At 40.4% G+C, this 12,871-nt stretch carries 14 protein-coding genes; 10 read left to right on the top strand and 4 right to left on the bottom strand.

What is annotated here, in order from left to right; translation table 11 throughout:
* From A3774_RS05355 to A3774_RS05375, 5 genes are all read left to right on the top strand, one after another.
* Positions 1-495: an STAS domain-containing protein gene (locus A3774_RS05355; RefSeq protein ID WP_067864289.1), complete on the top strand. Its 495-nt coding sequence runs from the start codon at positions 1-3 to the stop codon at positions 493-495.
* A 500-nt stretch (positions 496-995) separates the two neighbouring features.
* Entirely contained in the window at positions 996-1,721 is a 726-nt protein-coding gene (locus tag A3774_RS05360) for a MotA/TolQ/ExbB proton channel family protein (RefSeq protein ID WP_067864292.1), read from the top strand.
* Positions 1,696-2,304 carry a hypothetical protein gene (locus A3774_RS05365; RefSeq protein ID WP_067864295.1) on the top strand — a complete coding sequence of 203 codons (609 nt, stop codon included), beginning with the start codon at positions 1,696-1,698 and terminating at the stop codon, positions 2,302-2,304. Before A3774_RS05360 ends, A3774_RS05365 begins: the two co-directional genes overlap by 26 nt.
* Positions 2,301-2,816 (top strand): hypothetical protein, encoded by a 516-nt coding sequence (locus A3774_RS05370; protein ID WP_067864298.1) that lies wholly within the window; start codon positions 2,301-2,303, stop codon positions 2,814-2,816. Before A3774_RS05365 ends, A3774_RS05370 begins: the two co-directional genes overlap by 4 nt.
* Position 2,817: 1 nt before the next feature.
* A complete protein-coding gene (locus tag A3774_RS05375; protein ID WP_067864301.1) occupies positions 2,818-3,528 on the top strand; it encodes a hypothetical protein in 711 nt (236 codons plus the stop codon).
* Here the strand turns inward: A3774_RS05375 and A3774_RS05380 are convergent.
* Entirely contained in the window at positions 3,525-4,736 is a 1,212-nt protein-coding gene (locus A3774_RS05380) for an EAL and HDOD domain-containing protein (protein WP_067864304.1), read from the bottom strand. The two genes, A3774_RS05375 and A3774_RS05380, sit on opposite strands and share 4 nt — an antisense overlap.
* A 356-nt stretch (positions 4,737-5,092) precedes the next feature.
* Between A3774_RS05380 and A3774_RS05385 the strand changes: the two genes are divergently transcribed.
* Entirely contained in the window at positions 5,093-6,217 is a 1,125-nt protein-coding gene (locus A3774_RS05385; RefSeq protein WP_197468011.1) for a murein transglycosylase domain-containing protein, read from the top strand.
* 410 nt (positions 6,218-6,627) lie between these two features.
* Positions 6,628-7,383, top strand: a complete 756-nt coding sequence (gene hisA / locus A3774_RS05390; protein ID WP_067864546.1) for a phosphoribosylformimino-5-aminoimidazole carboxamide ribotide isomerase — start codon at positions 6,628-6,630, stop codon at positions 7,381-7,383.
* Positions 7,384-7,447: 64 nt separating this feature from the next.
* Here hisA and msrB read toward each other — a convergent pair whose 3' ends face one another.
* A complete protein-coding gene (gene msrB / locus A3774_RS17225; protein ID WP_067864310.1) occupies positions 7,448-8,584 on the bottom strand; it encodes a peptide-methionine (R)-S-oxide reductase MsrB in 1,137 nt (378 codons plus the stop codon).
* A 169-nt stretch (positions 8,585-8,753) separates the two neighbouring features.
* On the opposite strand from msrB, the gene A3774_RS05400 reads away from it, so the two are divergent.
* Positions 8,754-8,975, top strand: a complete 222-nt coding sequence (locus A3774_RS05400; RefSeq protein ID WP_067864313.1) for a DUF1289 domain-containing protein — start codon at positions 8,754-8,756, stop codon at positions 8,973-8,975.
* Positions 8,976-9,079: 104 nt separating this feature from the next.
* Here the strand turns inward: A3774_RS05400 and A3774_RS05405 are convergent, their stop codons facing one another.
* Positions 9,080-9,841 carry a TlyA family RNA methyltransferase gene (locus tag A3774_RS05405; protein WP_067864316.1) on the bottom strand — a complete coding sequence of 254 codons (762 nt, stop codon included), beginning with the start codon at positions 9,839-9,841 and terminating at the stop codon, positions 9,080-9,082.
* A gap of 135 nt (positions 9,842-9,976) precedes the next feature.
* Between A3774_RS05405 and A3774_RS05410 the strand changes: the two genes are divergently transcribed.
* Positions 9,977-10,402, top strand: a complete 426-nt coding sequence (locus tag A3774_RS05410; protein WP_067864319.1) for a hypothetical protein — start codon at positions 9,977-9,979, stop codon at positions 10,400-10,402.
* A 96-nt stretch (positions 10,403-10,498) separates the two neighbouring features.
* Positions 10,499-10,885, top strand: coding sequence for a RidA family protein (locus A3774_RS05415; RefSeq protein WP_067864322.1), 387 nt, complete (start codon positions 10,499-10,501; stop codon positions 10,883-10,885).
* 168 nt (positions 10,886-11,053) lie between these two features.
* Here the strand turns inward: A3774_RS05415 and A3774_RS05420 are convergent, their stop codons facing one another.
* Positions 11,054-12,835: a DEAD/DEAH box helicase gene (locus tag A3774_RS05420; protein WP_067864325.1), complete on the bottom strand. Its 1,782-nt coding sequence runs from the start codon at positions 12,833-12,835 to the stop codon at positions 11,054-11,056.
* Positions 12,836-12,871: the final 36 nt, after the last annotated feature.

The following is a 12,871-nucleotide window of genomic DNA, read 5'->3' on the forward strand; positions in this document are numbered from 1 at the left end:
ATGCAAGAAGGTTCAATTTATTCGGCGTTGGTTGATGGCAGCTTTGTTTTGAAGTTTGTAGGTGATGTGCGCTTAACGCTCTGTACTTCGTTGGATTGTCATATAAATGACGCTCTAGCTAAAACATCTGTGTCTAATATTTTAATCGATCTGACTGAGGCTGAGGGTATTGATAGCACCTCTTTGGGCCTTATTGCAAAGTTATCTATTAAAGCGAGTGAAGCTGATCTTGGTAAGCCTACACTGGTGTCTACAAACCCTGATATTACTAGTATTTTGTATACAATGGGCTTTGATCATATTTTCATATTGCTAGAAGAGCTTCCAACGAGTATTAAGGACTTGAAAGAGCTTCCCTTTGTGCAAGAGTCTGTGGATGAGATGAAAGAGCGAATAATCTCAGCCCATCAAATTCTGATGGGGTTAAATGATTCTAACCGCGAAGCCTTTAAAGACTTAGTTTCTACTCTTGAATCGGTCAACGAGAATAAATAGTGTTTGGAGAGTGTTGAGTTTAGGATTTTTTTGAGTTCTCTTTTACTTAATGCTGATTTATCTAGCGACATTTAATGCCCGAATTATCAGTAATAAATAACAATTCTTCTTTTCTGTGGTTGCAAAAAAAATTTACACAATTTTGTTATCAACAAACTCTGTGGATAAAGCTGTTAGTAATATTTGGTTAACATGCTGGGCGCCCGCAAGTAGCGCTATTTCAACCTGTTGCTTGAAAAAGAAACAGCTTTCAAAAAGCTTATTTTTCAGTAGGTTGAATACTATCAATATAGTTTTAAGAGATCTTTTTTTTCATCTTAGTCAATAGCTCCTGTCTTTTTATTTACAATAAAAGTGCCTGAATTACCTTGTAGGAGTCTTGCTACTTTGTGGTTGTTTTAATCTATTCTTTGGTCTCTTTTTCTTGTGTTTCTAGTTATTTTTCTATCAGGCTCCTTTATAGTCTGAAGTTCTAATGCAAGATAAGCATAGGAAAGTGGATGTCTACTCAATATACCTATACAGCGTTTTTATATTGGCTTTTGTTAGCGGGCCTGATTGTATTTTTCCTTTTCCTAAGTTGGGATTTACAACTATTCCAGACTATTTTTGTGCAAGATATTACGAGAATTAGTTCACTCATTTTTATTCTGTTCATCGCTGTGTCTGTCCATTGTGGTTACCGTAGCTGGTTTGTCGCTTCACAATCACTAATGTTATTAAAGATTAAAAAATTGAGTTTAGATGATCTAAAGCTTTTATCTGATGATGCATTCGAGAGCCGATCAGTAATTAAAGACTTTTTAAGCAAAGTGCTAAATAGTCACTCAGAGCCGGATAAAACACTGGCAACGGAAGTATTGGCTGAATCCTTGCGGGGGGCACATCAGGTTGGCTGGTTTATGGCTGGGGTCGTTATTAAGTTAGGGTTGCTGGGTACTGTTGTTGGTTTTGTTTTGATGCTTAGCTCGATCTCTGCGTTCGAACAACTGGATATCTCTGATATAAAAGAATTAATGCAGCAGATGACCTTGGGAATGGGAGTCGCAATGAACACAACAATGGTTGGATTAATTGCGAGTATGACTTTAGGTATTCAGTTATTGTTGGTTGACCGCTGTGCGGATAGGCTTTTGTTAGAGACGATTGATTTTAGCTTATCCACTGTCGACTTGGTTGTAGATAATAGAGGTGAAGGCGGTGCCCCTCTTTCAGCGCAAAAGTAATTTTGATATAGATCCATTTACGGATCTTCTTTTTAACGTTTTATTAACGTTTACTTTTCTTTTTCTGATCGCTTTATTGCTTTTAAACCCTCCGGCTAAATCGGGCATTATTGATCCGAAGGCTGAATTTATTGTTACCGTAAGTTGGCCTGATGGAAGCCCTGACGATATTGATGTATGGGCAACTGGGCCTGAAGGAAAAAAAGTGTGGTACAAGAGAGCACAAGATGGATTGATGCACCTTGATCGAGATGACCGAGGATTGGCAAATGATACGCAAGTCGTCAATGGCACTGAAGTTGTGAATCCACTCAATCAAGAAGTATTGACAATTAGAGGGCGCCCCCCAGGCGAATTTATTGTTAACATCCATTACTTTAAAAGTGAAACAAGTGAAAAAGTTCCTGTGACTATCTATTTAGCTGAAGTGAATCCGGTTATGAAAGTACTCCACTACAATACGACATTGTTGTCAGAAGAAGGTGATGAGGCCACAGCTGTGAGGTTTTCTATTACCCCTTCTGGTCAAGTCACAAATATAAATCAGCTACAAAAAAGTATAGTAAAGGCGATATCGAAATGAATGAAGTTTTGTTTAGTTTAACCCTCGCGTATGTTTTTTTTACTGCTTTAGTGTTGCTTGTATTGATATACAGCAGAATTTTTTGGGGTATAAAAGCAGCGCTTATTGTTATCGCAGTTGGTTTTTATACCGTGAGTTATCAAGGCTGGAAAGAGACACAAGGGTGGCCGGCAGAGGTGGTTTTACCTGAAAAGTTTTTATTACATTATGGGGTTATAGAAGAGCCGGATGAGGCGAGAGAAGTTGAAGGGAGTATTTATATGTGGTTAACCGCATTGAATGATTATGAGTTAGCTGCTGAACCTAGAGCTTATAGGTTAGATTATGATTTAGATATACACGGTAAATTGGAATCTGCACTAAGAGAAGTAGAGAATGGGAACCTGCAGTTAGGTGAAATTAATCCGGCTTCGATTAACGAAGAAAATGATAATAAGCAAAACAGAGAGGGGCAAAAATATCTAGGCTTGCAGTTTGTTAAGCTCCCAGACCCAGCGTTACCGGAGAAGTAATATGCGTCTTATTTGTATTCTCTTAATATCAGTCATTATAGTGGGATGTCAGGGGGATATTTCTGAAAATGATTATTTTCCCGTCAATAAAGGTGTCGAGTGGCACTACAGCGTTTTTGAAGATTTAACTGACATAACACAGAAACGACAATTTAGTATCAAAAATTTAGGGACTATCGACCTGAAGGGGGATTATAGTGGTATGCCTGTTTCCGCGCGTAGGACTAGCGATGGGACCGTTTATTATATATTGCAAGATGATACGGGTAGCTATCGAATTGCAAAACGTACTGTAGTAGAGCTAACCCCTAGATTTGATGACAAAGAGATCAGAATTCTTCCTAACAAAGAGGATCTAGAAGTAGGGCGTAGTTGGGTGGCAGAAACTCGTTCTTATGCTTTACATGGCCTGCGCTCAGCGCTACCTGACCCAAGTAAAAAAGCATTTAGCCTCACTTATGAAATTGTTGCGTTAAATAGCAGTGTAGTTGTGCCTGCAGGTAGATTCGATAACTGCATTAAGGTAGAGGCTTCGGGTGTTATTAGTCTTTACGCTGATCCACGCTTAGGTTATCAAGACATTATTGTTACGCAGACCGAGTGGTATGCACCTGGAGTTGGATTGGTTAAGTTAGTTAGAAATGAACCAATGGATTTAGAAATTTACAAAGGTGGCAGTATTACTTTTGAGCTTAATCGATTTGAGTCTTAGCGATAGTTAATTTCTTGTAGGGTATCTTGTACCCAGCGTAAACTCTCTTCCTGTGCATGGCCAAGTGAATCGGTTATATGTGAATCGTTAAGCACAGCCCATTCGCCAGCCATATAGTTTTTTACATCACTGAGTAACTGCCCTAGAGTCCCGGATCCTTTAACTAGTGCATTTGAGACCTCTTTGGAAACGGGTAATTGCTCCATAATATCCTTAAGCTCTAGATTTAACATAGCATCCATTCCTGAAAGCATGCCTATTAAAAATGCAGTACTAGAATTTACGCAATCATAATTTGCCGCAGCGAGTTCACACATGCGTGCACGGGTTAGTATCTCTTGGATTAATGCATTGGAGACATGAGGATGCTGGGTAGTATTAATAAGCAGAGCCCATTTTTTTAGTTCATCTATGCCTAATGCAATTATAGCTTCGGAGATATTATTGATCTTTCTCGATAGAGAAAAACGGGCTGAGTTGATAATTTTTAATAATTTTAAAACAAATTCTGGATCTTTGCATATGATCGCTTCAATTGATTTAGGTGTCGCCTCAGCGTTTTCTAACTCTGCAATTAGTTGAAGGGTTATTAGGTCATCACAGGATAATTTGCGTCCCTCGATGAGCTGTGGGCGACAAAAGAAATAGCCTTGGAAAAGTTTAAAACCAAGCTCCTTGCAATATTGAAACTCTTCATAGGTTTCTACTTTTTCGGCGAGTAGAGTCACCTTCTTTTTTTTCAGTGCAGTGACATGCTGAATGAGTTGAGTAGGTGAAAGAAGCTGAATATCAATCTTGACTATCTTCGCTAGTTTTAAAGCAGGTTCCCAGCTTTCATCATAGATAAAATCATCGAGAGCAATGCGGTAGCCGTTATCGGAAAGAGTACGGAGTTTGTGGATGATTTCATCCGTAATTGCTACGTCTTCTAGTACTTCTAGCACTAAGGCTTCGGGCCTAAGGGCAGGTAGATTTCCATTGTAAATCCATTCTGCATTGAAATTAATAAATGCTGGAATAGCTTGAACACGGTTGTTTTGGAATATACTGCTATAGGCGTTTAGCAGGACTTCTGCCGTTGCTTGAGTCCCGTCAAAGGGTAGTTGAGGGCCTATACCTTTTGCGTCTCTATATAATAGCTCATACGCAATGGTATTGAGCTCTTTATCAAGAATTGGTTGTCTTGCAAGTAAAACAGAGAAAGCCAAGCTGTTAGTCCTCTTTTCGTTTTTTTTATTGTAGCTAACCATAAAAATAATAACGCTTGTATGATACAAAAACGATCGTTAATTTAAGTAAACGATTCTATTTCTATAAGAACTCTCTTGTTTAATACAGGATTATGTCCTTTTTGAAATTAAGGCCTTGGTGTGCTTTACATAGTGTAAAGTTGCTTTTTTTATTTTAACTTATTGAATTATTTAAATATTTTTTATTGGGTTTGTAAAAAATTCAAAGCGGCAGTTTGAACTAATGATAACGGGTGCTTGAATGGTGAATATTATCTTTGACTTATGGCGTAGTTATAAATGAGGTTTTTATGCCCTTAACGCGAAGAAAGTTTTTGCTGGGATCTTTTCCATTAACTTTAGTTGGTTGCACAACGCATGATGCCTTTCGTATTGCTCAGAGCGTAGCAGGTGGAAGGTCTCTTGAAGATATTGCTGTCTCTCGCGCACAGAGTAAGGCGAGGAGCTGGGTCACAAGTCCGCAGTCATTAGTAAACGATATAAAGCGCGTTGATAGTTTTCTTACACATATCTCTTCTGCTTGGGGTGGCGATGATTCGGTAAAACCGTCCCCGAAAGAATATGTAAAATATACTGATGGCTATACGAGCCGCGCGTTAGTTAATTTTGAAACAGGCATTGTCAGAGTAGAAAGTCAAAATAAGCAGCACTTAAAGCAGTTAATTATTAATACGCTTTTGACGCCGGCCAACCCCGAGAAAGTAGACCTGTTTTCTGATCAGGAAGTTGTGCTTGGGGATGAGCCTTTTTTATTCAATCAAATTGTTGATCAAGATAATAAGCCGATTCGTTGGGCATGGCGGGCAGGTCGTTATGCCGCCTATTTATTGAACCAAGGTGTCCATACCCGTCAAATTAAAATATCAGATGGCTCACAGCAAAGTGTCTCTTACGTTGAATTCCCTTTACTTCAACAACATAAGCGTACTCGACAGTATAAATACGCATCTTATGTAGAGCGTTACGCTGCAAAGTATCAGTTAGCTCCAGCACTTGTTTACGCCATTATTGAAACTGAAAGTAATTTTAACCCCTATGCTGTGAGTTGGGTGCCTGCCTATGGTCTTATGCAAATTGTACCAACAACTGCAGGTAGGGACGCGTTTGAAGAGATTCATGGCTACGCAGGTACACCATCGGCGCCCTATTTGTTTAATATTGAAAATAATATTCGTATGGGATGTGCTTATTTGCATATATTAAAAAACCGTTATTTAGCGAAAGTTAGACACCCAATTAGCAAAGAGTATTGTGTTATTGCTGCTTATAATGGCGGAGCGGGTAATGTGTTAAGAAGTTTTTCTTCTCAGCGGGAAGAGGCTTTTAGGGTCATTAATACAGCTTCAAGCGATAATGTTTGGTCTATATTAGGTAAGAAAATGCCTAAAGAAAGTCAACGCTATTTAGTGAAGGTGACCGAGGCTAAAAAAAGATATTAAAAGTTGTTTTACAGGGACTGGTTATGACAACTTGATGGAAGATTACAGGTTTCACGTTACTTATTCTTTTCGGATCTACCTTATCGTCTGCTAACGATAAGGCGTTGATCTAGCGATGCCAGTCTATACAAGATTCGATTAAGCATCTGACTAACCTCAAACGAAAAGGGGGGTGATAGTAAGCTGATGAATCGCTTACATAAACAGCGTAATGGATACAAAAAACAGTACAATGAATATGACTGCAAGCGTATTCGGCAGCATTTGAAGTGATGGTCTTCTTATCATTTTAGTTACAAACTTTATTCGAACTGTCATTGCTATATAAATCTTATAGAGATAAAAATGTACCTTCTTTTTTTAGGTCGTTAAAATATATCTAATTATTACTTAATTATTTGGAGCTTTTTTTGACTCAGTTTCGTCCATGTATAGACCTACATCAAGGTCAGGTTAAGCAGATAGTTGGTGGTAGCTTAAATGAGAGTGGCGCAGATACTAATTTTGTTAGTACATATGATGCGGCTTATTATGCTGAGTTGTATAAGACACACCAGCTTTTGGGCGGTCATGTAATTGCATTAGGCCCCGGTAATAAGGAACAAGCGTTGAAAGCGTTAACTGCTTGGCCTGGTGGATTACAGTTTGGTGGTGGAGTTAACAATAGCAATGCAGAAGAGTTTTTACGGGCAGGGGCTTCCCATGTAATTGTGACTTCATATCTCTTCGTCGATGGTCAATTTAGTTGGGAAAGGCTGGAAACGATTAAAGCGGTAACAGGTGTAGAGCGATTAATCTTAGATTTGAGTTGTAGGCGTACTGAATCGGGTTGGCATATAGCTACAGATCGTTGGCAAACCGTCACTGATATGGAGGTTAATGCGGAGACATTGTCCGAGTTAGCATCGCACTGTGCGGAGTTTTTAATTCATGCGGCTGATGTGGAAGGGTTGCAAGGTGGTATTGATGAGGACCTTGTTAAGTTGCTCGGCGAATCTTGCACAATACCGGTGACTTACGCTGGAGGTGCCCGCTCTTTAGATGACCTTAAACTGGTTGAACACTTGTCTGGAGGAGAAGTTGATCTGACTATAGGAAGCGCCTTAGATGTTTTTGGTGGATCTGGTGTGACGCTCAACGAATGTATTGAATGGAATAATCGATAGATTAAAAGGGTTAGGTTTATTACCTAGCCCTTTTAATGCGTGTTTTATAATTATTTTGTGCTGTTTATTCAAACAAAGAGGCCAGCTCTGCGTACCCTTCCTTGATCAGATCTTCTTTTGGTATAAAGCGTAACGATGCAGAATTAATGCAATAGCGAAGCCCCGTAGGGGCGGGACCATCATTAAAAATATGACCAAGGTGAGAATTCGCTTTAGAACTTCTGACTTCAATCCGTTTCATAAAAAGAGAATTATCTTCTTTTTCAATGATCGGTACGCCCTTAATAGGTTGTGTGAAGCTAGGCCAGCCTGTACCTGATTTGAACTTATCTTTTGATGAAAAAAGAGGCTCTCCACTAATAATATCGACATAAATTCCTTCACGTTTCTCGTCCCAATAAGCATTGTCGAATGGGCGTTCCGTACCGTCTTCTTGTGTCACATTAAATTGTAAAGGTGTTAAGACCGAGCGTAGATAATGCTCCGACGGTGTAACAAAACGATCGGCTGCTACATCCGCAACAGAAGCTTGGTTAGTATATTGGGTGTAATCAATTTTTAGCTTATCTTCCCAGCGGTTGCTGAGATATTGATCTCTACCTGACCCGTTTCGATAGTAACTATAGCGAATAGGGTTTTTGAGGTAATAATCTTGATGATAATCTTCGGCCTTATAAAAACTTGTATAAGGACTAATTTCAGTTGCCATTGGTTTATCAAAAACGCCAGATTTCTCTAATTTAGCAATGGAGGCTTCAACCGCTTTTTTCTGTGCATCGTTGTGGTAAAAAACGGCAGGCCTGTATTGTTGCCCACGGTCAACAAACTGGCCCTTACCATCAGTCGGGTTCATGCCGCGCCATAAGCGTTCCAGCAAACCTTCATAAGAGATTACATTAGGATCATAAAACACTTGAATCGCTTCAGTATGTTTTGTTTGACCCGATGAGACCTCTTTGTATGTGGGGTTGGGTTTTACACCACCACTGTATCCAGAAATAACCTGAACAACGCCTTTTAACTTTTCAAAGTCGGACTCAGTACACCAAAAACAGCCGCCTGCAAATGTAGCCACGGCTAAGCGAGTGGAAACTTTGTTTTGGAGAGGGGCTTCGTTAGAAGCGCTTTCGGTGCCGATTACTAGACTACTAAGGCCTAATCCACTTAAAGAAATAATTGATGCCACTATAATTTTCTTCATTTTTATTCCTAACCTATCCAATTGTATCTTGCATACTTGGATGCATTATTAAGAACTAGGTTCCTTATTTTTTTAAAAATCCTACATTGAGTGGGATACTTGGTTTTTTGCTATGCTTATTAAATGAGTATTTAGGTTTGTTGAAGGTGTGAAGCGGAGAGGTAGAACAATGAAACCGGTAGTAACAGCAAAATCATTTAGCTCACCTTGTGTTCGAAATTGCTGCCTAGATGATAATGATGTTTGTTTGGGGTGCTATCGATCTATTAAGGAAATTATGCAGTGGAGCAATATGTCAGATGCTGAGAAATCAGCAACTTTAGATAAGTCGCAAAGCCGCCAGGAGCTTGCAAGGCAGAAGCAAATTGAGTTGATGGATAGTTTTCAGTAAACTCTGATTGGTAAATATGTAGCTTTTCAGCATTAAGTTAAGGATTGTCATTCTATTCAGATTCATAAGGGCACGACGAGTATTCTGGGTAGGTTGTTCGTTTTTTATGCTTTTCTTGCTATAAGTAAAAATTCTCTATTACCATCGCCACCTTTTATTGGGCTTTCAAAGTACTCGCAGATTTGAAGACCTAAAGACTCGCAGCAATCGATTACCTTAGTTTTTACTAAGGGGTATAAGTTAGCATCTCGAACAATTCCTCCTCGCCCTATACCCTCTTTACCCACTTCAAATTGGGGTTTGACTAGACTGATAAGGTAGCCCTCGTCTTTAATGAGGGGAATAAGAGAGGGGAGTATTTTAAGTTGAGATATAAATGAGACATCCATGACAGCAAGATCAAATCCGCCGCCTTGTTTACTGTGTTTTAGCAGGGTTTCGCTAGAGAGTTCTCTGGCGTTAACGCGTTCATAGCATAGTACACGAGGATCGCTTGCTAGCTTCTCAGCTAGTTGGCTATGACCAACCTCAACCCCGATAACAGAGCTCACGCCTGCTTGAAGAAGACAGTCGCTGAAGCCACCTGTTGATTGTCCAATATCAAGGGCGATCCAACCTTCAACAGCTAATTGTTGTTTTTCTAATGCGGCTAAAAGTTTAAAAGCGCCGCGTGAAACAAAGCGATCAGCATCATCGGTTTCGACTTTAAATTCTGTATGTTCATCAAGTTTAAGACCCGGTTTTGTAACAGGTTGCCAAGTACCTTTGTAAAAGGCTGTGACTTTGTTATTTTTGATCAAACGCTGTGCGTGGGTGCGCGTATTTGCTAAGGCGTTGTTTACAAGGAGCAGGTCTACACGTTGCATGCTTTTTCCGAGTCACATTAAAGTCGTCATTATACGTGTTCTTCTGTTGGTGAGTGAAAGTTTTTCTAAACTAGGAAGCATCCTTATGGCGGTGTAAACTGCTAAATTAAAAGGGGTCGGATTAAGGAAGGGATTATGCGTAAAATGTTAGGGCTTTTGGTTTTATTATTACCGTTATCTGCTTATGCAGTGAATGATGCAGAATTGGACCAATGCCGAGAATATTCTGATCCGGCCGTCAGGGGGAAGTGTGTTCAAATGTATAAAAGAACAGATACGCGGGCGGCCTCTGCTACATGTAAAAAAAATCTTGAGTGTTGGGGTGAGCGTTACCGAGAACAAGCAGAAAAGTATTGTGGCGTAGCTTTTGAAAGACGCGCTGCAAGCTCTAGTTTGTGGGCTCAACATTGGAATGGTCAGGACTTCGATCAGGTACGCTGGTTGGATCGGGGTAAAGGTGTCATGGTCTATTTTGAAGAAGAATCCAATGTAGTATTACAGTGTATTTTCTTTCCTAATGCGCCGGCTAAAGTACGAGTTAGTTTAGCTCCACCTAGGTAGATACATAGGTTAAGTTTATAGTTAGTTGATTAAGTTCCTAACTATTGATTGACGCTATAAAAGTAATTCGACTCAATTATTTTGACAGGAACGATTATGAATAAAAGTATTATCAGTACTGAAAATGCACCTTCTGCTATAGGTACATATTCACAAGCTGTGCGTGTAGGTAGTACAGTCTATATGTCAGGTCAGATTCCACTGGTGCCTGAAACTATGGAGCTGATTACCGAATCTTTTTCGGCACAGGCGGAGCAAGTATTTAAAAACTTGCAAGCGGTCGCAGACGCGGCGGGTGGTTCTTTATCTGATATTGTTAAAGTCACAATTTTACTTTCTGATATGAAATATTTTTCTGAAGTGAATGAGGTTATGGCGAAATATTTCTCTGAGCCTTATCCAGCACGTGCAGCTTTTGCAGTAAAACAGATCCCGAAAGATGCTGATATTGAAGTCGAAGCAATCATGGTGGTAGGGGAGTAAGTAAGGCTTCTATATAGACTATTTTAGTGTAATAAAAACACCGGATATCTTGCGAAGGGGATGCAAAATATCCGGTGCGTTAAGGGCATTCCTTTATGGTAACGTCCTTTGTCGATGAAAGCTTTAAGCTAACTAAACCTTAACTCAGTTTAGTAAGGGAAGTTATCCTTAGCTATCTTTGCTTTTTCTTGTATCTTTCTTTGCGCGACGAGGCGGGCGGTTACGGTTAGTGTTGTTGCCACCGTTTCTTTTTCCTCGGCCACCGCTTGGAGCAGAAGCTGCATCACTAGATAGATCTTTGATGTTTAGACGCTGACCGCAAACAATTGCTTTACGGAGCTGCTGTACTACAGCCTTAGGCATGCCGGCTGGTAAATCTACAGTAGAGCAGTCGTCATAGATTTCGATGGAACCAATAAGGTTTGCATCTAGATCTGCTTCGTTAGCAATAGCACCAACAATGTTCTTTGGTGCCACACCGTGCTCATGACCAACAGCAAGCATATAGCGCTGCATTTCAACATTAGGATTGTCTTTCAGCGGTTTAGCCTGAGCTGACATTCCTTGTGGGTGGCGACGAGATCTTCTCTCTCCACGCTCCTCTCTTTCACGACGAGGTGGGCGAGCCTGCTCTTTCATCAGCAGTGGAGTTTTGCCCTGTAACAATTTGGCAAGTGCTGAAGCAATAACGAGTGGATCGGCATCATGTTCTTGCTGATATTCTGTTAGCAGGTTTTTATAGAACTCAAGATCTTGGCTTTCAATCGTTTCTGAAATGCGATCAACAAAACGCTTAACACGTTTCTCATTGATATCATTTGTTGACGGCAGTTGCATCTGTTCAATCTGTTGACGTGTTGCACGTTCAATAGATTTAAGCATTCGTTGTTCACGTGGAGAAACGAATAAAACTGCTTCACCTGAGCGTCCTGCACGACCTGTACGACCAATACGGTGAATATAAGATTCTGTATCGTATGGTATATCGTAGTTAAGTACATGGCTGATACGTTCAACATCAAGTCCTCGTGCTACAACGTCTGTTGCAACTAGGATATCGATTTGACCACGTTTTAGTTTTTCAACAGTACGCTCACGCAAATTTTGAGAGATATCACCATTAAGTGCTTCGGAAGCATAACCTCGAGCAGCTAATTTTTCTGATAATTCAACAGTAGCTGATTTTGTGCGAACAAAAATCAGCATCGCATCAAATGTTTGCATCTCTAAAATGCGAGTCAAAGCGTCTAGCTTTTGGTTACCGGAAACACGTAAGTATTTCTGTGTAATCGTCGTTGCTGTTGCGGTTTTGGATTGAATACGTATTTCAGCAGGGTTGTTTAGATGATTCTGAGCAACCTTTTTGATCTGAGCGGGCATTGTTGCGGAGAACAATGCTATTTGTCGTTCGTTGGGCGTATGTTCAAGAACCCACTCAACATCATCAATAAAGCCCATACGAAGCATTTCGTCGGCTTCGTCAAGTACGAGTGCTTGAAGGTTGTTTAATTTAAGAGAACCGCGGCGCATATGATCCATAACACGACCGGGTGTACCAACAACCACTTGCGCGCCGCGTTTGAGCTGGCGAAGTTGGCTGTCATATGCCTGACCACCGTATATAGGTAGTACGTGGAAATCGGGTAGGCTGCGGGCATAGGTTTGGCAGGCCTCTGCTACCTGAATAGCCAATTCTCGAGTCGGCGCCAGAATCAGAAGCTGCGTATTACGGCTTTTTAAGTCTAGGCGAGATAGCAATGGCAATGCAAATGCGGCTGTTTTACCGGTACCTGTCTGAGCGACACCTAAAAGGTCGCGACCTTCTAGTAAGTGAGGGATAGTGGCTGCCTGGATTGGAGACGGCGTTTCATAGCCAATTTCGTCTAGCGTTTTAAGCACGGAAGCCGCAAGGCCAAGCTCAGCAAAAGATAGCTGATCTTCTGAATTCATCTGTTTGTGTTACCTGTTTGGAATTAGGGCAGGACT

It is taken from the genome of Neptuniibacter marinus, from assembly GCF_001597725.1.
Classification (GTDB): domain Bacteria; phylum Pseudomonadota; class Gammaproteobacteria; order Pseudomonadales; family Balneatricaceae; genus Neptuniibacter; species Neptuniibacter marinus.